Origin of the sequence: Streptomyces venezuelae (assembly GCF_008642355.1) — a bacterium.
Lineage (GTDB): Bacteria > Actinomycetota > Actinomycetes > Streptomycetales > Streptomycetaceae > Streptomyces > Streptomyces venezuelae_B.
In genome coordinates this window covers 1,319,404-1,337,702 of record NZ_CP029193.1, presented here as the reverse complement: position 1 = coordinate 1,337,702, position 18,299 = coordinate 1,319,404, and the positions used below count along the sequence as shown (strand labels likewise).

20 protein-coding genes and 7 tRNA genes are annotated in these 18,299 nt (G+C 72.7%); 16 read left to right on the top strand and 11 right to left on the bottom strand.

Translation table 11 applies throughout. The features are described 5' to 3' along the window. Positions 1–47: 47 nt before the first annotated feature. A complete protein-coding gene (locus tag DEJ47_RS06225; RefSeq protein WP_150165707.1) occupies positions 48–866 on the top strand; it encodes a TrmH family RNA methyltransferase in 819 nt (272 codons plus the stop codon). On the opposite strand, the gene DEJ47_RS06220 is transcribed toward DEJ47_RS06225, so the two are convergent. Then, positions 867–2,231, bottom strand: coding sequence for a serine/threonine-protein kinase (locus tag DEJ47_RS06220; RefSeq protein ID WP_190415735.1), 1,365 nt, complete (start codon positions 2,229–2,231; stop codon positions 867–869). A gap of 196 nt (positions 2,232–2,427) precedes the next feature. Between DEJ47_RS06220 and DEJ47_RS06215 the strand changes: the two genes are divergently transcribed. From DEJ47_RS06215 to DEJ47_RS06200, 4 genes are all read left to right on the top strand, one after another. Then, the gene (locus tag DEJ47_RS06215; RefSeq protein WP_150165703.1) at positions 2,428–2,706 is read left to right on the top strand and encodes a hypothetical protein; all 279 of its coding nucleotides are present in this window, start codon (positions 2,428–2,430) and stop codon (positions 2,704–2,706) included. A 199-nt stretch (positions 2,707–2,905) separates the two neighbouring features. Next, positions 2,906–3,109 (top strand): hypothetical protein, encoded by a 204-nt coding sequence (locus DEJ47_RS06210; RefSeq protein ID WP_055569527.1) that lies wholly within the window; start codon positions 2,906–2,908, stop codon positions 3,107–3,109. 752 nt (positions 3,110–3,861) lie between these two features. Next, entirely contained in the window at positions 3,862–4,809 is a 948-nt protein-coding gene (locus tag DEJ47_RS06205; protein ID WP_150165701.1) for an aminoglycoside phosphotransferase family protein, read from the top strand. A gap of 69 nt (positions 4,810–4,878) precedes the next feature. Next, positions 4,879–5,181 (top strand): zf-TFIIB domain-containing protein, encoded by a 303-nt coding sequence (locus tag DEJ47_RS06200; RefSeq protein WP_150165699.1) that lies wholly within the window; start codon positions 4,879–4,881, stop codon positions 5,179–5,181. A 57-nt stretch (positions 5,182–5,238) separates the two neighbouring features. Here the strand turns inward: DEJ47_RS06200 and DEJ47_RS06195 are convergent. From DEJ47_RS06195 to DEJ47_RS06175, 5 genes are all read right to left on the bottom strand, one after another. Continuing rightward, positions 5,239–5,313 (bottom strand) — tRNA-Val (locus tag DEJ47_RS06195). Between the two features lie 43 nt (positions 5,314–5,356). Further along, positions 5,357–5,428: transfer RNA gene (locus DEJ47_RS06190), tRNA-Val, on the bottom strand. Positions 5,429–5,507: 79 nt separating this feature from the next. After that, positions 5,508–5,579: transfer RNA gene (locus tag DEJ47_RS06185), tRNA-Val, on the bottom strand. A gap of 1 nt (position 5,580) precedes the next feature. Next, positions 5,581–5,654: transfer RNA gene (locus tag DEJ47_RS06180), tRNA-Cys, on the bottom strand. A 39-nt stretch (positions 5,655–5,693) separates the two neighbouring features. Beyond that, positions 5,694–5,766, bottom strand: a tRNA-Gly gene (locus DEJ47_RS06175). Positions 5,767–5,953: 187 nt separating this feature from the next. Between DEJ47_RS06175 and DEJ47_RS06170 the strand changes: the two genes are divergently transcribed. From DEJ47_RS06170 to DEJ47_RS06160, 3 genes are all read left to right on the top strand, one after another. After that, a complete protein-coding gene (locus DEJ47_RS06170) occupies positions 5,954–6,979 on the top strand; it encodes a chorismate-binding protein (RefSeq protein WP_150165697.1) in 1,026 nt (341 codons plus the stop codon). Continuing rightward, entirely contained in the window at positions 6,976–7,797 is an 822-nt protein-coding gene (locus DEJ47_RS06165) for an aminotransferase class IV (protein WP_150165695.1), read from the top strand. Before DEJ47_RS06170 ends, DEJ47_RS06165 begins: the two co-directional genes overlap by 4 nt. A gap of 61 nt (positions 7,798–7,858) precedes the next feature. Then, entirely contained in the window at positions 7,859–8,683 is an 825-nt protein-coding gene (locus DEJ47_RS06160) for a GNAT family N-acetyltransferase (RefSeq protein ID WP_150165693.1), read from the top strand. Between the two features lie 4 nt (positions 8,684–8,687). Here DEJ47_RS06160 and DEJ47_RS06155 read toward each other — a convergent pair whose 3' ends face one another. Then, positions 8,688–9,218 (bottom strand): DsbA family protein, encoded by a 531-nt coding sequence (locus tag DEJ47_RS06155; RefSeq protein WP_150165691.1) that lies wholly within the window; start codon positions 9,216–9,218, stop codon positions 8,688–8,690. Positions 9,219–9,420: 202 nt separating this feature from the next. On the opposite strand from DEJ47_RS06155, the gene DEJ47_RS06150 reads away from it, so the two are divergent. Further along, positions 9,421–9,864, top strand: a complete 444-nt coding sequence (locus DEJ47_RS06150; protein WP_150165689.1) for a hypothetical protein — start codon at positions 9,421–9,423, stop codon at positions 9,862–9,864. 179 nt (positions 9,865–10,043) lie between these two features. Beyond that, a complete protein-coding gene (locus DEJ47_RS06145) occupies positions 10,044–10,292 on the top strand; it encodes a hypothetical protein (RefSeq protein WP_150165687.1) in 249 nt (82 codons plus the stop codon). Between the two features lie 10 nt (positions 10,293–10,302). Here DEJ47_RS06145 and DEJ47_RS06140 read toward each other — a convergent pair whose 3' ends face one another. Together DEJ47_RS06140 and DEJ47_RS06135 are read right to left on the bottom strand one after the other, a co-directional pair. Beyond that, complete coding sequence (locus DEJ47_RS06140) at positions 10,303–10,872, bottom strand: CGNR zinc finger domain-containing protein (protein WP_150165684.1); 570 nt, start codon at positions 10,870–10,872, stop codon at positions 10,303–10,305. A 215-nt stretch (positions 10,873–11,087) separates the two neighbouring features. Further along, positions 11,088–11,501, bottom strand: a complete 414-nt coding sequence (locus DEJ47_RS06135; protein ID WP_003959770.1) for an SsgA family sporulation/cell division regulator — start codon at positions 11,499–11,501, stop codon at positions 11,088–11,090. A 191-nt stretch (positions 11,502–11,692) separates the two neighbouring features. Here DEJ47_RS06135 and DEJ47_RS06130 point away from each other — a divergent pair, with 191 nt between their 5' ends. Together DEJ47_RS06130 and DEJ47_RS06125 are read left to right on the top strand one after the other, a co-directional pair. Continuing rightward, entirely contained in the window at positions 11,693–12,127 is a 435-nt protein-coding gene (locus tag DEJ47_RS06130; protein WP_150165682.1) for a TIGR02611 family protein, read from the top strand. Positions 12,128–12,189: 62 nt separating this feature from the next. Then, positions 12,190–12,261 (top strand) — tRNA-Val (locus DEJ47_RS06125). Between the two features lie 102 nt (positions 12,262–12,363). On the opposite strand, the gene DEJ47_RS06120 is transcribed toward DEJ47_RS06125, so the two are convergent. Next, complete coding sequence (locus tag DEJ47_RS06120) at positions 12,364–14,754, bottom strand: SCO7613 C-terminal domain-containing membrane protein (protein WP_223828250.1); 2,391 nt, start codon at positions 14,752–14,754, stop codon at positions 12,364–12,366. A gap of 103 nt (positions 14,755–14,857) precedes the next feature. Here DEJ47_RS06120 and DEJ47_RS06115 point away from each other — a divergent pair, with 103 nt between their 5' ends. Next, positions 14,858–15,304, top strand: coding sequence for an SRPBCC family protein (locus DEJ47_RS06115; protein ID WP_150165678.1), 447 nt, complete (start codon positions 14,858–14,860; stop codon positions 15,302–15,304). A 39-nt stretch (positions 15,305–15,343) separates the two neighbouring features. After that, positions 15,344–15,415 (top strand) — tRNA-Val (locus tag DEJ47_RS06110). 78 nt (positions 15,416–15,493) lie between these two features. On the opposite strand, the gene DEJ47_RS06105 is transcribed toward DEJ47_RS06110, so the two are convergent. Further along, positions 15,494–16,219, bottom strand: a complete 726-nt coding sequence (locus DEJ47_RS06105; protein WP_150165676.1) for a 3'-5' exonuclease — start codon at positions 16,217–16,219, stop codon at positions 15,494–15,496. A 166-nt stretch (positions 16,220–16,385) separates the two neighbouring features. Between DEJ47_RS06105 and DEJ47_RS06100 the strand changes: the two genes are divergently transcribed. Continuing rightward, a complete protein-coding gene (locus DEJ47_RS06100) occupies positions 16,386–16,952 on the top strand; it encodes a DUF4365 domain-containing protein (RefSeq protein ID WP_150165675.1) in 567 nt (188 codons plus the stop codon). After that, on the top strand, positions 16,949–18,208 hold the full coding sequence (locus tag DEJ47_RS06095; RefSeq protein WP_398339281.1) for a hypothetical protein: 1,260 nt from the start codon (positions 16,949–16,951) through the stop codon (positions 18,206–18,208). Before DEJ47_RS06100 ends, DEJ47_RS06095 begins: the two co-directional genes overlap by 4 nt. Positions 18,209–18,299 lie beyond the last annotated feature (91 nt).

The following is an 18,299-nucleotide window of genomic DNA, read 5'->3' as shown; positions in this document are numbered from 1 at the left end:
CGTCCGGAGCCGTTGGCACCACACCCAGGACAAGGCAGTATCACCCTGTGGCTGATCTCATCACCGTCGACGACCCCGACGACCCGCGCCTGCGCGACTACACAGGCCTGACCGACGTGGAGCTGCGCCGCAAGCGCGAACCGGCCGAGGGCCTGTTCATCGCGGAGGGCGAGAAGGTCATCAGACGGGCCAAGGACGCGGGCTACGAGATGCGCTCGATGCTGCTCTCCGCCAAGTGGGTCGACGTCATGCGCGACGTCATCGACGAACTCCCGGCCCCGGTGTACGCGGTCAGCCCGGACCTCGCCGAGCGGGTCACCGGCTACCACGTGCACCGCGGGGCCCTGGCCTCCATGCAGCGCAAGCCGCTGCCCACCGCCGACGAGCTCCTGTCGACGACGCGCCGCGTGGTCGTCATGGAGGCGGTCAACGACCACACCAACATCGGCGCCATCTTCCGCTCCGCCGCCGCCCTCGGCATGGACGCGGTGCTGCTCTCCCCGGACTGCGCGGACCCGCTGTACCGCCGCTCGGTGAAGGTCTCGATGGGCGCTGTCTTCTCGGTCCCGTACGCCCGGCTCGAATGCTGGCCCAAGGGCCTCGACGGTGTGCGCGAGGCGGGCTTCGACCTGCTCGCCCTCACCCCGGACGAGAAGGCGAAGTCCCTGGACGAGGTGGCGCCGCACCGCATGGACCGCGTGGCGCTGATGCTCGGCGCCGAGGGCGACGGCCTCTCCACCCAGGCGCTGGTCGCGGCCGACGAATGGGTCCGCATCCCGATGGCCCACGGCGTGGACTCGCTCAACGTGGGCGCGGCCGCGGCGGTCGCGTTCTACGCGGTGGCGACGGGCCGCCCGCAGCTCTGATCAGCTGCGGGGGTCGTGCTGTACCGGACCGATCGGCCCGCTCTGCTGTGACCACTGCGGGTGTACGCCCGTGTCGCCGAGGCTCCGGGCGGGCCCCTGGCACCCCTGCGCCGCCGCGATGCCGAGTGCCACAAGCAGCGTCACGACCACGAAGACGAAGATCCGCTGACGCAGCAGCCGCGGATTGGCGGGCCCTCTGCGACCCGTCCCCGTGGTGCGCGGCCCCGGGCGCCGGGCGCCGCCGCGCGTGGTGTTGCGGGGCCCCGACGGCCGGGAGCCCGGACCGGGCCGCGAGGCGCCGGTCCGCGACGATCCGGTACGAGAGGTGCCTGTCCGGGAGGAACCGGTCCGGGGAGAGCCGGTCCGCGAGGGACCGGTCCGCGGCGCCGCGGTGCGGGACGCGCCGGACCGTGGCGGGGGAGTGGAGCCCGGGGCGGCACGCCGCTGCGTGCGCTCGTCCAGGTAGCTCTCGGCGAGCCGGCCCGTGGGCCGGTCGTGGTCCTGGCGGGGCGCCGGCGGCCGGACGTCGCCGATGCCCTGCGCCTCCCGGGCGGCGATCTCCTTCAGCCGCAGCGACAGCTGCAGCGTGCTCGGCCGTTCCTCCGGGTCCTTGGCCAGGCAGGCCCTGATGAGCGGCGCGAGCGCGTCGGGCACACCGTGCAGCTGCGCCTCCTCGTGCACCACCCGGTAGAGCATGACCTCGGAACTGCCGTGTCCGAAGGGCGAGTCCGCCATGCCCGCGTAGGCGAGGGTGGCGCCGAGCGCGAAGACGTCGGTGGCGGGGGTGACGGCGGCGCCGCGCACCTGCTCGGGAGCGAGGAAGCCGGGGGAGCCCACGGCGGTCCCGACGTGGGTCAGCGTCGAGGCACCGGTGGCCCACGCGATCCCGAAGTCGATGATGCGCGGCCCCTTGGGGGACAGCAGGATGTTGGACGGCTTGAGGTCACGGTGTACGACACCGGCCTCGTGGACGGCCACGAGCCCCTCGGCGAGCGCGGAACCCACCACGGCGACGTCGGCCGCGGAGAGCGGACCCTCGGCGGCGACCTTGTCGTGCAGGGAGGGGCCGGGGACGTACTGCGTGGCGAACCAGGGCCGGTCGGCGTCGAGGTCGGCGGCGACGAGCCGCGCCGTGCAGCCGCCCCTGATCCGGCGGGCGGCGGACACCTCGCGGGCGAACCGCGACCGGAACTCCTGATCCTCCGCCAGGTCGGGCCGGATCACCTTGAGGGCGACGCGCTGCCCCCGCCGGTCCGACCCCAAATAGACGACCCCCATGCCGCCGGCGCCCAGGCGCCTGTGCAGCCTGAACGAGCCGACGACACGCGGGTCCTCGCGCCGGAGCCGCATCATCGCCATGTCCATCCCCGCTACCCGGTCCGTCTGACGAGCCACAGCTTACGTTTCCGCGGCCGGGCACGTGCAGAGGCCGCGCCCTCGCGGGGCGATCGATTGTCAGTGCCGGGTGGGAAACTTGAAAAGTGGTCAGGGGCGGGGGGAGCCGCGGCCGTTGCCGCCGCTGGCTCCCCCAACCATCCATCACTGAAGGGGGATTGATCCCGTGAAGGGTGACCGTGTGGAGATAGTCGTGGATGCCGGTGACACGACCCGGACGTACGAAGTGGTGGCGAGCAGGGCGGGGCGCCGGGTGGAGACGGCGGTGCGCAGGGGAGTGGTGGAAGTGAGCGAAGTCACCCGTAGCGGCTCGGTGGTCCGCACGGCGCGGTTCATGGCCACGCGGGTCCTGGCCCTGGTCGAGCAACCGGTCCCCAGGGAGGACTCCTCCGAGGTCAAGGCCGTCCCCTCAGGGTCTTCCCCGAGTCCTAGGACCACGTCCTAGGCCCCCGTCTCCACCCACGGGAGTACGTGCGCGCCGATCGGTCATCCTCCGGGAGGCCAGGCATTCGGTACGAGGGCATGACGCCCGGTGGGTCCCGCGGACCTAGATTTGAGGTCAAGCGGCGGGTGGAGCACTCGTCCCCCGAGGTCAGACACTCGCCGCTTGCCAAAACCACATCGAAGGGGTCAGGAGAGGAATCATGGCGGACACGGCACCGCGGACCATGATCCGCACGCAAGGGCGCAGGTTCTCCGCGTTCGGCGTCCGCCCGTCCGGTACGCGCCATCCCCTGGTGGCGACGGCCATGGTCCTCCCTCTGGCAGCCCTGCTCGTGGTCGTCTTCGGCGGCTGGGAAGCAGTGGTCACACAAGCGTCGTCCGTGGGCGTGATGCTGGGGCGCTGAGCGGCGCCCCAGGCCCGGAAGAGCGGTCCGGGCGGGGACATCCGGCCATGAAACCCCGTGGGGACGGGGGTGCGGCGGACGGCAGAATGCCCGCGCAGCTGGGGAGCTGCGCGGGCATTGCCATGCCTGGCGGGGCGCCCGACGGGCACGTACGGCATCCAGCACGTGGGGGCCCGCCATGGCGGGGCGTTCTCCTGGTGGGCCCGCGGCGCGGGAGGCCCTGGGGGTCGGTTGCGTCCGCGCGCTGTCCTGACCGCCGGAAGCGGGCGCTGGGGGCACCTCGCGTGGGCGCGAGGGGCGTTCGCGCCCCACGGGGGACTCCGCCCAGGCCCCGGCCCCCGGGGGCGCCGACCGGTGTACCGACCAACGGGGCGCCTCTGGTGCACCCCCGCCCCGGGGCGGAGATGCGGGCCGACCCTTGCGCTGGGACTGCCTGAGGCCTGCCCCACCTGGTACACCCGGCACGGGACGCGTCTCGTCCGGCGGGGCGGAACGCCCAGGGCCCCGCCCTCCCGGTAACACGCGGGCTCGACCGGGCGCGCGCCCAGCCCCGTTGGGTACGCCGACGCGGGGCTGTGGCCTCCGGGGCCCCAGCCGGGGCATGCGCCTGCACCGTGGCCGTTCCTCAACGGCCTCAACGGTCTCAACGGCCACCAAGTCCCCGGGTGCCGGGCCCGAGGGCGAGGTCGACCCGGGCCTCGCCCGGGTGCGTACGCTTCGGGCGTGTTGTTCTCGACCGTCTACGGAGCCCCGTGACCGCCGCCGTTCTCGCCGTTCTCGCCGATTCCGCCCGTGCCGTTGCCCACCGGCGGGCCGATGAGGTCTGTGCCTGTGGGGACGGGGACGCCGTGCTCGCGGACAGGTCGGACGCGAGCGTCGTCCGGCACGGGGACGTCGTCGCCAAGGCGCATGCCCCGGACACCGACCCCGCGGAGCTCGCCGTGCGGCTCGACACGGCCGCCCGGATGCCCGGGGTGCTTCTCGCGCCCTCCGCGCCCGGCGCGACCCGCCTGCACGGGCGACTCGTCACCTTCTGGCCCCACGGCACCCCGGTCGACCGCGACGACCCGGACGCCGCCCCCTGGGAAGCCGCCGGTGCTCTCCTCGCACGGCTCCACGCCGCCCCGGTCCCGGGCCCGGTCCCGCCCATGCGCGGGCCCGCCAAGGCGGCCCGTGCCGTCGCGCGGCTGCGCGCCGCCGGGCCGCATCCCGCCGCGTCACCCGTCCTGCGGGCCTGGGCGGGGCTGCCGTCCTGGGCCCGTGACGAGGCCCCCGCGCCGGGACCCCGCGCCCTCTGCCACGGCGACCTGCATCTGGGCCAGCTGGTGCGCGGCCCCGACGGGCGCTGGCTGCTCATCGACGTGGACGACCTCGGCGTGGGCGACCCCGCGTGGGACCTCGCCCGTCCCGCCGCCTGGTTCGCGTGCGGGCTGCTCTCCCCGCAGGAGTGGACCCGCTTCCTGGACGCCTACCGGGACGCCGGCGGACCGGCCGTTCCCGCCGACGGCGCCGATCCCTGGCCCACCCTGGACGTCCCCGCCCGCGCCCTGACCGTGCAGACCGCGGCGCTCGTGATCGTCAAGGCCGTCGCGGCCGACCGCCCCCTCGACGAAGTCGAACAAGCCCTGGTGGATGCCTGTGCGCGCATGAGTGGAGTCGAGGTCGGCCCGCCGGAGTTGGCGCCGGACACCACGAAGTAGGGTGCAACGCACCGAAGCCGGGCAGTCTCCCGGCGAAGCAGTCACCACCGGCGAGGAGTTGAGCCGTCCATGCAGTGCCCCAAGTGTCACGCACCGATGCACACGTACAACCGAAATGGCGTCCAGATCGAGCAGTGCAACGGCTGCCGCGGGATATTCCTGGACTACGGCGAGCTGGAGTCCCTGACCCGCCTGGAGGCCCAGTGGGGCCAGCAGGCTCCACCGCCCCCCGCCCCGCCGGCCGCCCCCCAGGGCTACCCCGCGGCCCCGGCCCCCGCCTGGGGCGCCCCGCACGGCGGCCACCACGGCCACGGGGACCACTACGGCCACAAGCGCCACAAGAGTTTCGGGCACATGCTCTTCTCCTCGTAAACCACAGAGGAACACGACGAAGCCCCGGCCGTGGGAACGGCCGGGGCTTCGTGTGGATGGTGCGCGATACTGGGATTGAACCAGTGACCTCTTCCGTGTCAGGGAAGCGCTCTCCCGCTGAGCTAATCGCGCAGGTGACTGCGATGATGATGTCCTGCGTGTGCTGCGTACTGCGTGCGCGATACTGGGATTGAACCAGTGACCTCTTCCGTGTCAGGGAAGCGCTCTCCCGCTGAGCTAATCGCGCGGGGATCCTTGCGGACCGGATCTTCGGTTGTGCTGTGCTGCCAGTCGGACTGCTGTGCTGCCAGTCGTACTGGGCTGCGTGCGCGATACTGGGATTGAACCAGTGACCTCTTCCGTGTCAGGGAAGCGCTCTCCCGCTGAGCTAATCGCGCTTGGAGGTGGAGACGGGATTTGAACCCGTGTAGACGGCTTTGCAGGCCGTTGCCTCGCCTCTCGGCCACTCCACCAGGAGTATGAGGGTTCGGGAAGATCCCCCACTTCCTGCGAGCGGACGACCAGGTTCGAACTGGCGACCTCAACCTTGGCAAGGTTGCGCTCTACCAACTGAGCTACGTCCGCTTGTCTTTCCCGTTCCGCTTGCGCGTCCCGGCGACGTGTTGAACTCTAGCGGATTCCTGGGCCAGTACAAAAACGCGTTTGCGCAGCGTGCTGCGCTGTCCCTGGTCCGAGGCGCCGCCGACGCGCCGGTCATAGACTCGCAGCCGTGCACAACCCCCCTCTGACTACGTCTCCCGCGCTTCCTCCCATGGCGCGCTTCGGCCGTCTCGTGGCGACCGGTCTGCGCGACGTGACCAGCGATCCCGCGGCCCTGGACTCCACCGGCTTCTGGGCGGTGTCCGCGGATTTCGAGGGCGGCATGATCTGCGCCCGGTTCGACGACGTACGCGAGGAGGACATGCCCGCCCCCGTCCCCGGCAGGTGGCACGGCCCGGCCGCCGGGGACTGGACGTCGTCCCTCGACCGGGCCGCGTACACAGAAGGAGTGCGGCGGGTACGCGCGTACATAGCCGCCGGCGAGGTCTACCAGGCCAACCTCTGCCGCGTCCTGTCCGCGCCCGTCCCCGCCGACGCCGACGTGGACGCCCTGACCTCCCTCCTCGCACGCGGGAACCCGGCCCCGTACGCGGGAACGATCCGGCTGCCCGAGCACGGCGTGGAGCTCGCCACCGCCTCGCCCGAGCTCTTCCTGCGCCGCGAGGGGCGTCATGTGGAGTCGGGCCCCATCAAGGGCACGGGCCGCACCGAGGCGGACCTCCTGGAGAAGGACTACGCGGAGAACGTCATGATCGTGGACCTCGTCCGCAACGACCTCGGACGCGTCTGCGCCACCGGCTCCGTCACCGTTCCCGACCTCTGCGTGGTCGAGAAGCACCCCGGACTCGTCCACCTCGTCTCCACCGTCGCCGGTGAGCTGCCGCCCGGGGCGGGCTGGCCGGAGCTGTTCGACGCCGCGTTCCCGCCGGGCTCCGTCACCGGCGCCCCCAAGTCCAGCGCCCTGCGGATCATCGACGAGCTGGAGACGGCACCCCGCGGCCCGTACTGCGGCGGCATCGGCTGGGTCGACGCCGACCGGGGGACGGGCGAGCTCGCCGTAGGGATCCGTACCTTCTGGATCGACAGGGGCGAGGGTGTCCTGCGCTTCGGGACCGGCGCGGGCATCACCTGGGGTTCGGACCCCGAGGGGGAGTGGCGGGAGACCGAGCTGAAGGCCGCGCGGCTGCTGGCGGTAGCGTCGGGCACGTACGAAGCGAGCGGAGGAACCACAACGTGAAGATCTGGCTCAATGGCGGGCTGCAGGACCTCGACGACGCCCGCGTCTCCGTGCTCGACCACGGGCTGACGGTGGGCGACGGCATTTTCGAGACGGTGAAGTCGGTCGAGGGGCGTCCCTTCGCCCTGACCCGCCACCTGGCGCGGCTCGCCCAGTCGGCGCGCGGCCTCGGGCTGCCCGAGCCGGACCGCGACGAAGTGCGCCGCGCCTGCGCCGCCGTCCTCGAAGCCAACCCGCTCCCGCTCGGCCGGCTCCGGATCACCTACACCGGCGGTCTGTCACCGCTCGGCTCCGACCGCGGCGACCAGGGCACCACGCTCGTCGTCGCCCTCGGCGAGGCCAAGCAGCGCCCCGACACCACCGCCGTGATCACCGTGCCGTGGACCCGCAACGAACGCGGCGCCCTGACCGGCCTGAAGACCACCTCGTACGCGGAGAACGTCGTGGCCCTGGCCCGCGCGCACGAACACGGCGCCTCGGAAGCCCTCTTCGCCAACACCGTCGGGCAGCTCTGCGAGGGCACGGGCTCCAACGTCTTCGTCGTGCTGGACGGCGAGATCCACACCCCGCCCGTCGCCTCCGGGTGCCTCGCGGGCATCACGCGCGCGCTGGCAGTCGAGTGGACGGGCGCGCGTGAGACCGACCTGCCGCTGGACGTCCTGGACCGCGCCGACGAGGTCTTCCTGACGTCGACTCTGCGCGATGTCCAGGGCGTGCACCGCGTCGACGAGCGGGAACTCCCCGCGGCGCCGGGCCCGGTGACCGCCAAGGCGATGCGGATCTTCACCGAGCGCGCCGCCGACGACCTCGACCCGTGAGGCGCCAAGCCCGGGGAAACCCCGGTGACGCCGCGGGCCCTGTGCGGGTAGAACCAGAGGGATGACCACGACCCTGCGGCCGACCGGGCCGCTTCAGCAGGGCGCCGACGGCGCCAAGGCGCGTACGTACGACGTCTGCGTCAACAGCCGTCCCGTCGGGTCCATAGGCCTCGCCACGCACGAGGTCTTCGGGCCCCGCGTCTGCCGCCTCCACGACCTGCGGATCGCGGAGCCGGACCGCGGGCGCGGTCGCGGCACGGTCGCGGCGCTGGCCGCCGAGGAAGTGGCGCGCGGCTGGGGGTGCACGCGCATCGAGACGACCGTCCCCGCCGACGCGGCCGCCGCGCTGCGGCTCCTCACGGCGCTCGGCTACGTCGAGCGGAGCCGTCGGCTGACGAAGCCGCTGACGGACCCGGCGCCCGCGCTGCCCATCGGCACCGAGGGGCGTCCGATGACGGAGGCGGAGGCCGGACCGTGGCTGGTGCGCGCGAAGGAGCTCTACGCGAGCACCTGGACGGACCGCGGCCTCTCCGAGGACGAGGCGCGCGCCAAGGCCGAGAACGACCACGCCCGCGCCCTGCCGCGCGGTCTCGCGACACCGGACACGTGGCTGAGCGTCCTCATCCACGACGGCGTCCAGGTGGGCACGTTGTGGCTGTCGGTGCTCGACGGCGACGCGTTCGTCTACGACGTCGCGGTCCACGCCGAGTACCGCGGGCACGGGCACGGCCGGTCCCTGATGCACCTCGCCGAGGCGCAGGGCCGTGCGGCGGGCCGCGACCGCATCGGACTCAACGTCCTCGCCGACAACGCCCCGGCCCTGAACCTGTACGCATCGCTCGGCTACGAACCGGCGTCGTACTACTTCTGCAAGCCGCTGCTCTAGAAGTTCAGGAGGAGGCGTCCGCCGCGAGGAGGCGGTCGGTGATCTCCTCGACGCGTTCGCGCAGGCCCTCCTGGCTCTTGCCGCCGTCCAGGCGCTCGCCGCCGACGACGTACGTCGGGGTGCCGGTGACACCGATGGCCTTGCCCTCGGCCTGGTCGGCGTCGACGATCAGGATGTGCCGCCCGTCGATCAGGGCGGTGTCGAACTCCTCCGCGTCCAGACCGAGTTCGCGGGCCGTGTCCACGAGATGGGCCTCACCCTTGCGGTCGAGGTCCTCGACCCCGGCGAGCGCGGCCTCCACGTACGGCCACCCCTTGCCCTGCTCGAAGGCCTCCTCGGCTGCCTGGGCGGCGGCGAAGGAGTGCTTGTGCTTCTCGAGGGGGAAGTGCCGCAGGCGCAGCTCGACGCGGTCGCCGTAGCGGGCGCGCAGGGCGCGCACGTCGTCGAGGGCGGTACGGCAGTCGGGGCACTGCAGCTCGCACCAGACGTCGATGACGACGGGACGGGCGGGGCGGTCGGCAGGGGAGTCGCTCATGGTCACAGTCTCCCAGCCCGCGGATCCGACCGGTATCCGACCGGTATCCGACCGGCACCTGCGGAGGAGGGCCGACCCCGAGATGACCCGGAAATGTCCCCGAGGTCCGCTCCGGACATGGCTCAGCGGCGCCCACCCGGTGCAGGATGGAAGGGACGACAGCGTCTTTTCCCGACGTACGCCTGCATGCCTGGAGGACCGGATGATTGCCGAGACCGTCTGTTCCGCCGTGTCCGCGGCCGGGCTCGGCATCGCCGCGGTCATGGCCTACCGCAAGCGTTTCCTCTCCGCGGCCCGCCTCGCCGGATATGCGCTGGTGCCGATAGGCCTGGTGCTGACGGGCGTCGTGGGCTGGGCGGCCGACACGGCGTTCAGCCTCAAGGCGTGGGTCGGCTTCGGCCTGCTCGGCGCGGCCTGGCTCGTGTTCCTCGGCACGCGCGCCGTGGAGCGCCGCACCGGCGGGACCCGCAAGGAGCGGAAGGCCGCGAAGGCCGCCCAGCGCGAGGCCGTCGCCCCCGCGGCCTCGGCGCCCTCGCTCGGCGGCGGCCGGCAGGGCACGGCCCGGCCCGCGGCCAAGCCGCAGTCGGCCGCGCCCGCGGAGGACTTCAGTGACATCGAGGCCATCCTGAAGAAGCACGGAATCTGAGGTTCCCTCGTTCGGGTACGGACGGGGCGGGCCGGTCCCACGGATGAAGGGCCTCTGAGCGAGGGGTGGTACGCGCTCGGCGCTGGACTTTTCCCTGTTCACGGGTTCCGACGAACTGCCGCCCCGGCCGGGCGTGTTGGTCGGCAACCGGCCCGCGGCTGCGTCATCATCACGGCGAGATGCTTGACACCACCACAGAGGGCGATGCCGCCCCGCCGGACGACGGCGGAGACTCGGCACCGGCCCATGAGCGACGACCTGCGGCCGCGGAGCGGCACGCCACCGACGGCGAAGCGGAGCTGCCCCACGGTGACGAGGAGCGGCAGGGGTGCCTCTTCGCGCTCTCCCAGCCACCCTTGATGATCTTCCTGGCGGTGATCAGCACCCTGATCCTGGTGGCCACGCTCCACGACCTGCTGCTGCTCTAGGGCGTAGGCCCTAGGGGACGCTCTGGCCCGAGGCCTCCTTGCGGCGGGCGCGGTACGCGGCCACGTGCAGGCGGTTGCCGCAGGTGCGGCTGTCGCAGTAGCGGCGGGAACGGTTGCGCGACAGGTCGACGAAGGCGTGCCGGCAGTCCGGTGCCTCGCAGCGCCGCAGCCGCTCCTGCTCGCCCGCGACGACGAAGAACGCGAGGGCCATGCCGCAGTCGGCCGCCAGGTGGTCCGCGACGGACGCGCCGGGCGCGAAGTAGTGGATGTGCCAGTCGTAACCGTCGTGGTCGGTGAGCCGGGGCGTGGTGCCGGCCCGCGCGATCAGGTCGTTGAGGATCGCGGACGCGGCCTGCGGTTCCGGGTGCGCGAAGACCTCGCCGAAGCGGGCGCGGATGCGGTGCACGTCGGCGAGGTCGCCCTCCGAGAGCGCCCCGACGTCGCTCACGTCGTGGCTTCGTACGAAATCACCGAGCGCCGCCACGCTCGCGAGCCCGTCCGCGCCGTTCGTCTCCGGTGCGGTGTTCACCAGATCGACCACGGCGTCGAGAGAACACCGGGTGTCGTGGGTGATCAGCACGATTTGCTCCCTGGCCTGGGGGTCGGGCCGGTGCCCGCCGATGCTGGCCGATGCTAGCGGCTTCGCCACGGAACGCACCGGCGCCGTCGCCGCGGGAGGCCCGCGGCGACGGCGCCGGTGTCTGCATCTGTTCGCCTTGTGTCGTTGTGTCGTGACTGCTTGCGCCGTCGCCCCGAGTCGGACGGCGTGGCGGATCTCGACGCGCCGAGCGGCGCTCAGCTCTCGGCAAGGATGTGGGAGAGCTCCGTGTCGAGGTCGAAATGGCGGTGTTCCGTGCCGGGTGGCACGGCTGCGTCCGTTCGCTTGAGGAAGGATTCCAGGGCCCGCGCCGGGGCCTCGAGCAGAGCCTCGCCCTCCGGGGAACTCAGGGCGATGCAGACAACGCCCTGACCGTGGCTCCGGGACGGCCAGACTCGGACGTCGCCGGTACCGGTGGGCCGGTGCAGGCCCTCGGCGAGGAGGTCGCGGGCGAACACCCACTCGACGGTTTCCTCGGCTCCGGTGTGGAAGGTGGCGTGCACGGCATAGGGATCGGCCGTGTCATACCGCAGTCCTGCGGGAACAGGCAGTGAGGACTCGCTCGACACAACGAGGCGCAGGTGCAGCTCGCAGCTGACCGTGGTGTTCATAAGCGCCAGGGCCTTTCGCTCAGTGTGCGCTCGGGGATTCGCACGTCGGCGAAATCGACATGCCACCTACGGTGCCGTTGTAAACCCCTCTGAGGGATTTGCGTGTCTTTAGACGCCCCGTATGGCGGATTGTCCCATCCATCCATGCGCCCATTCCGGTGATGGGTTTCCGTCCGGTAGGGTTTGGCTGCATGAATACGGGGAGTAACGATTCGGCGGGGGTCACGGATCCGACCGCCGGAGCCAGGTCCGACCAGCCGCTCGGCTCGCGGGCTCCGCAGTACATCCAGTCCCGCCGGGTGCTGCACCTGAGCTGGCAGGTGGGCGTCTTCATCGTCGGTCTCGCGGTCGTCGTCGCGGGCATCATCATGCTGCCGCTGCCGGGCCCCGGCTGGCTCGTGATCTTCGGCGGCATGGCGATCTGGGCGACCGAGTTCGTCTGGGCGCAGCTGGTGCTCCGCTGGACGAAACGCAAGGTCACCGAGGCGGCACAGCGTGCACTCGACCCGAAGGTGCGTCGCCGCAACATCATCCTGACCACGATCGGCCTCGTGATCGTCGCGGTGCTCGTCGCGGTCTACGTGTGGAAGTTCGGCATCACCATGCCGTGGAAGATCAAGGAGTGACCGCCGGGTCCGGGGCGGTCGGGAGCACCCGCTGACATGCGGTAATGTTCTTCCTGCGCCCGGGGCGATTAGCTCAGTGGGAGAGCGCTTCGTTCACACCGAAGAGGTCACTGGTTCGAACCCAGTATCGCCCACCCCGGATTACGGCCCGGAGGCTATTGAGCCTCCGGGCCGTTCTCGTATTCCCGCGCCCTTTAAGGGAATTGACGGGTCCACATGTTCGCGGCGGCCGGTAATCAGTGCATTCGGTTCAGGACATTCCGGAACCGGCGCGCGTCGCGCAGGCGTTGTTCGTACGTGGCACCGACCGCGAGCAGCAGCAGACCCGCGAGCGCGGGCGGCAGCCAGCGCGGCAGCGCGTCCACGACCTGCACGATGTACGGAGCCAGTTCGTGCAGCGCGTCCAGGGCGAGAACCGCGCCGCCGAGGACCAGCGGGGCCCGCAGCCGGTAGTGGGCGCCCGCCAGTGTCAGGGCCAGGGCCGCCGTGCCGAGCAGCAGCGGACGCTGCCAGTGCGCGTCGCCCCAGGCGGCCGCGAGGCTCGGGAGCAGCGTCACCGCGAGGCCGGGGCCGTACGCCGTCCAGGAGGAGACCGCCGGGTCGCGGCGCCGCCGCAGCCACCCGATGAGGAGTGCGGGGACGGTCACCGGCAGGGTGTATGCCTCCGGGGCCGACACCTCCCACGACACGAGGCGCACCCAGCTCGCCAGGACGAACAGCACCCCGGCCGCGTACCCGACGGCGTGCCGGTCGGCCCGCAGCGCGGTGCCGGACGCGATGACCCCGCAGAGCGCCAGGACGAGCGACAGGACGGGGGCGTCTCCCGCGGCGAGGACGACCGCCACGGCTCCGGAGACGGCCGCCATGATCTCCACGGGCGGTGTCAGCGGATGCGTGCCGAGACGGGCCGTGGCCGCCGCGGCGAGCGCGGGGACCGTCAGCGAGAGCAGCCCGATGTGCTCCGGGCGCAGGCCCCACGCGGCACCCGACGCGCAGACCAACGCGAGCGCCGCCGCCGACGCGGCGCAGGCGGCGAGCGCCGCGGTGCCGGGAGCGGGCGCCCCGGTCCGCACCGGCCGCACACAGGCCGCGAGGTGCAGTGCCGTCAGCACGCCGAGGGTGGTCAGGGTGGCCGTCTCGGTGGCCAGCGACAGGAACGCGACGCTCGCCGACGAGCCCAGCGCGAGGACCGACGCGGTCACCGCGGGAACGGCCGACGCGGCACGCGCGGCCACGGCGAGGAGGGCGGCGGTCGCCATCAGCTGAGCCACCACCCCGGCGCCGTACGGCAGGCGGAGCGCGGCGGGCAGCGCAACGAACGCGGACCACAGGAGCACCGGCGCGCCGTACCGTGCGGCCCGCCGCGCCGACTCGCCCAACGGCCCGGCCGTCACGGCGAGGACGGCGGCGACGGCGCCGAGCACCAGCGGGGCCAGGAGCGGGTAAGCGAGCGGCAGTTCGAGCAGCAGCGCGTCCCGGGCATCACCCGGTGCACCCGACCAGACGCGGGTCCCCCAGCCGAACGGGCCCAGCAGGGCGATCGCCGCGACCGGCAGCGCCCACAGCACCGCGAGCCCCTGCACCGCGGCCGACGCCGCGAGGACCCCGCGCCGCAGCGCCCACGGCAGCGAGGTGCGGACCACGGCCAACAGCGCCACGCCGCACGCCAGATACGCCGGCACCGTCCACGCGGCAGGAAGTGCGGTCCGCAGCATCCCGCCCGACGCGCCCACCACGAGCAGTCCGCACGCACCGGCCGCACCGCTCGTCACCTCGGCACCCTTCGCCCGCCATGCGGCCACCAGCGCGACCCCGGCGGCGAACAGCAGCAGCACGCCCGCGCGGGCCGCCCCACCGGGAGCCGACGCCTGCACGGAGAGCCAGCCGGCGCTCGCCGCACCCCACAGACCCAGCACACACGCGCCGGCCGTGGCGGCGGCCCGCACCGAACGGATGCCCGCCCAGAGCGCGAGCGCCGTGTCGAAGGCCGCCGTCACGAGCAGCGCGGCCGTCATCACATACGTATCGGCGTGCGCGGCGCCCGCCCACAGGATCAGGGGAAGCTGCGCCGCCACGATCGCGAACGGCAGCGGCAGGCGCAGTCCCCGGAGCAGCAGCCCGTACCCGGACCAGACCGCGGCAAGGACCGCCGAGGTGGCGGCCGCGTACCCGAAGGCGCTCACGTCCGGGAGCGCGAGGTAGCGCAGCGCGTACGCGTCGAGGACCGTCAGCGCCAGACCGAGGCCCGCCACCGCCTCCGCCGTCGAGCGCAGCGAGCGGCGCAGCAGGAACGCGGGCGTGCCGAGCGCCGCGAGCGTCACCGCGCCCAGGACCGCGCTCCGGCCGCCGATCCCCAAGTGGCCCCAGCTCACCACCGTGAACGCGATCGCCGCGATGGTCAGGAGCGCACCGCCCAGCGCGAGCAGGACGTTCTGGACGCTCGGCGGCGCGGCGTCGGGGGCGGGCGGCCCGGTCGGGCGAGGGGGCGGCCCGGCCGGGCCCGCCGCGCGCAGGACGCCGAGCAGCCAGGCCCGGCGCTGCAGCAACTGCGTTCTGCGCGACTCCAGTTGGCGCAGCTCCCAGTCGAGGATGCGGAGCTCCTCGGCAGGAGGCGGAATGTTCGTCATGCCAGGGAGTGTGGTCCGCGGCACACCGCGCGGCATGGGCGCGGATACTCAGAACGTACTCAGATCGGGTACGGGTCCCGGTGCGTCCGGCAGACTGCCCGCCATGGACTGGTGCCACTACCGCTTCCGCGGCGTCTGGGAACTCCCCGCGGCGCCCGCCGATGTCTTCGCCGCCCTGGAACGGATCGAGGACTATCCGCAGTGGTGGCCGCAGGTGCGCGAGGTGACACCGGTCGGCGGCCGCAGCGGTGCCCTCCGGTTCCGGTCCTTCCTCCCGTACGACCTGCGGGTCACCGCACACGAGCGGCGCAACGACCCCACCGCCGGGATTTTGGAGATCGGCATGACCGGCGACCTGGACGGCTGGATGCGCTGCACGGTCACCGCCGTACCGGACGGGGCCCGCGCCCGCTTCGACCAGGAGGTCGAGGTGCGCAAACCCCTGATGCGACGCCTCGCGGTCCCCGGACGTCCGCTGTTCCGGCTCAATCACGCCCTGATGATGCGCGCCGGACGGCGCGGCCTCGCGGCCCGTCTGCGAGCGGTTTGAAGGAACGGCGCCCGGACCTGTATTGTTCAGTGCGTTCCCGGGCGATTAGCTCAGTGGGAGAGCGCTTCGTTCACACCGAAGAGGTCACTGGTTCGAACCCAGTATCGCCCACCCGGAGAATGCCGGTCCGTCAGCAGACGGACCGGTTTTTTCATGCCCGCGCAGGGCGGCGGTGCTCGATGCCCGCCCTCAGGCCGCCGCCGGAAGATCGGGACGCAGCGGCCACGCCGGGTCCACCGCCTCCGGAGTGCCGCTCTTGGCGAACCACGCCTGGAGGCCGCGCGCCTGAGCCGCATGCCAGACCGCCTGCAACGTGTGCAGCTCGGCCGGTGAGAGACGCTCCAGACGCCCCGCGAAACGCCGCCCCACCGCACGCACCACGTCCATCGCCGCCTGCGCGTCCGCCGCCGCGTCATGCGCCTCCGACAGCTCCACCCCGTAGTGCGCGCACAGATCCGTGAGCGTCCTGCGGCCCTTGCGGTACCGGTCCAACTGCTTGTCCAGGACCCGCGGATCGATCACACACAGCGACGAGCCCTCCGTGTAGCGGCTCAGCGACGAGGCGCGGTGCCTGCGCAACTCCCGGTCCAGAATGGTCAGATCGAACGGCGCGTTCATCACCACGATGGGCCGCCCCGCCGCTCCCTGCTCGGCCAGATCGCGCGCTATCTCCTCCATCACCGGCGCCGGCCAGCGGCCGTTGCGCTGCAGGTGATCCTCCGTCAGTCCATGCACCGCGGTGGCGGACTCGGGCACGGGTACGCCCGGATTCACCAGCCAGCGGGTGATGCGCGGCCGGGTTCCCGCGCCCTGCTGGACGACGACGGCGGCCGACACGATCCGGTCGGTCTCGACGTCGACGCCCGTGGTCTCCGTGTCGAATGCGGCCAAGGGGCCCTCGTACCAGCACGTCATGGTGGTGCAACTCCTCGTTCGATCCCGGCAGATGACGTTCGGTCCCCTGCCCACGCTGGTGATACCCGGGCCGTTTGCGCTGTACGCGGCCCGGAGACAACAGAGGTGAGGGGCTTTTGAATTCGTCGCCCCGGAGCAACTACCAGGCTCGGAAGGTCAGTTGACCATGGCGCTCGCGCAGCCCGACCAGGGTGGGCTGCTGCCCGAGCGGATCGCACCGCCGCGCGGCACACTCGCCACCACCGCCTGCATGGAGACGCTTCAGGTGGGCTACCTGCACGCCGTCGCGGCAGCCGCGGGCTGCTCGCTCTCCCAGCCCTTTCCGGACAACGGCATCGACTGGCACGTCAGCCACAGCGCCCCCGGGCACACGGTCGACGACGAGGTCACCATCAAGGTCCAGCTCAAGTGCACGTACCAGATACCGCCGAAGCCCGCCGGACCCGCCTTCTCCTTCACGCTCGACAACGCACACCTGGAGAAGCTCGCCCGCACCCCGGTCTCGGTCCACAAGATCCTGGTCGTGATGCTCGTGCCCCGCTCCCAGGACGACTGGCTGCGCGCCGGGCACGACCGGCTCGACCTGCGGCACTGCTGCTACTGGACCAATCTCGCCGGGCACCCCGTGACCGGCCGGCGCAGGACCACCGTGCGCGTCCCGACCTCGCGGATCTTCGACGACCGCGCCCTCTGCGAGATCATGACGCGCGTCGGAACGGGAGGGAAACCCTGATGCACCGCCCCTTCGAGCACGACGAGTTCGACCACGACGAGTGCGACCCCGACCGGTCGGGGTCGTCCGTCCGGCCCCACCCCGCCCCGGCCCCGGGCGGCTGGACCGAGCCCCCCGAACCCTCCCGCGTCGACCCCTCCGTCCTCGGCGCGCTCCTCGCCCGGCACGGCTGGCAGCGCCGCGGCGGCGCCCCCGGCCGCTACGCACGCTGGACACCCCCGGGCCCCGGCGGCGCCGGCACGAGTCTGCTCGTCCCCGAGAGCCGCGCCTTCCCCGACTGCGAGGACCTCCTCGTGGAAGCGCTCGACGCGCTGTCCCGCAGCACCGCGCCCGCCGCCCGCGAGGTGCTCGTCGGACTCGCCGTGCCCAGCGACGAGATCCACTGGTCGCGCGACGTACGGACCGGACCCGCCGACACCGCGACCTGGCCCGAGGAGGAACAGCTGCGCTCCGCCGCCCGGCAGATGCTCCTCGCCGGCGCACTCGCCGCCCGCGGCCGCGCCGGGTACTACGGCGCACGGCACCGCGGGCCCGCCGCCGCGTCCCTGGAGAACGTGCTCGTCGGCCCCGCCACCGGCGGGCAGCGGCTCACCGCCTTCGTGCCCGTCGTGACCGGGCGGCCCCTCGCGGTCCGCCTCCACCAGGCGCTCTGCGCGGCCCGCGAGGCCATCGACTACCAGCGCGCCACCGGCGGCATGGACGCCTTCGACGGCGCAGTCGAAGCGGGCGTCAGCCACGAGCTGACCGAGGCCATCGTCGCCATGGTGCGCGGCACCGAGGGAGCGCGCGTCGCCGTGGAATGGGCGCCGGGCGCCGGGGTGCCCGAGGGCTGCGCCGCCCGCGCCGAACCCGTCGAGTTCTCGCCCGGCGACCTGCCCGCGCTGCGCGAGGCGGGCGCCCGCTACCTCCGCGACGAACCTTCGGTGCCGGTGCGGGTCACCGGGGCCGTCGTGCGGATGCGGAGAGCGGCGCCCCACGAGGACGGCACCGTGCGGATCCGGGTGATCGCGGGCGCCGACGTCCCGCACCTGCGGATGACGCTGGACGAGGAGGCGTACCGCATCGCGGGCCACGCCCACCTGGTCGGGCTGCCGATCCGCGTGCAGGGACGCCTGGAGAGCAGGGGCGGGTTCCGCAGGCTGACCGGGGCGAGCGGGGTGGTGCCCGTCCAGGTGGACGAGGCGGAGCGCGACCGGCTCATGAAGTCGCTCCAGGAGAACATCGACTTCTTCGAGGAGGCGTGCAGCACGGACTGAAGGGGTGGACGGGGGCACGGAGAGATCCGTTTCGCGGGCGGGCCCCGCGGCTCGGTACGATTCCCCTTGCGTACGCGTGACAGAGAGCGGC

Excerpts from the sequence above, each read along its gene's own strand:
- DEJ47_RS06220 (WP_190415735.1), bottom strand. The coding sequence starts at position 2,231 with ATGGACATGGCGATGATGCGGCTCCGGCGCGAGGACCCGCGTGTCGTC.
- DEJ47_RS06210 (WP_055569527.1), top strand. The coding sequence starts at position 2,906 with ATGGCGGACACGGCACCGCGGACCATGATCCGCACGCAAGGGCGCAGG.
- DEJ47_RS06200 (WP_150165699.1), top strand. The coding sequence starts at position 4,879 with ATGCAGTGCCCCAAGTGTCACGCACCGATGCACACGTACAACCGAAAT.
- DEJ47_RS06170 (WP_150165697.1), top strand. The coding sequence starts at position 5,954 with ATGGCGCGCTTCGGCCGTCTCGTGGCGACCGGTCTGCGCGACGTGACC.
- DEJ47_RS06160 (WP_150165693.1), top strand. The coding sequence starts at position 7,859 with ATGACCACGACCCTGCGGCCGACCGGGCCGCTTCAGCAGGGCGCCGAC.
- DEJ47_RS06155 (WP_150165691.1), bottom strand. The coding sequence starts at position 9,218 with ATGAGCGACTCCCCTGCCGACCGCCCCGCCCGTCCCGTCGTCATCGAC.
- DEJ47_RS06150 (WP_150165689.1), top strand. The coding sequence starts at position 9,421 with ATGATTGCCGAGACCGTCTGTTCCGCCGTGTCCGCGGCCGGGCTCGGC.
- DEJ47_RS06145 (WP_150165687.1), top strand. The coding sequence starts at position 10,044 with ATGCTTGACACCACCACAGAGGGCGATGCCGCCCCGCCGGACGACGGC.
- DEJ47_RS06135 (WP_003959770.1), bottom strand. The coding sequence starts at position 11,501 with ATGAACACCACGGTCAGCTGCGAGCTGCACCTGCGCCTCGTTGTGTCG.
- DEJ47_RS06130 (WP_150165682.1), top strand. The coding sequence starts at position 11,693 with ATGAATACGGGGAGTAACGATTCGGCGGGGGTCACGGATCCGACCGCC.
- DEJ47_RS06120 (WP_223828250.1), bottom strand. The coding sequence starts at position 14,754 with ATGACGAACATTCCGCCTCCTGCCGAGGAGCTCCGCATCCTCGACTGG.
- DEJ47_RS06115 (WP_150165678.1), top strand. The coding sequence starts at position 14,858 with ATGGACTGGTGCCACTACCGCTTCCGCGGCGTCTGGGAACTCCCCGCG.
- DEJ47_RS06105 (WP_150165676.1), bottom strand. The coding sequence starts at position 16,219 with ATGACGTGCTGGTACGAGGGCCCCTTGGCCGCATTCGACACGGAGACC.
- DEJ47_RS06100 (WP_150165675.1), top strand. The coding sequence starts at position 16,386 with ATGGCGCTCGCGCAGCCCGACCAGGGTGGGCTGCTGCCCGAGCGGATC.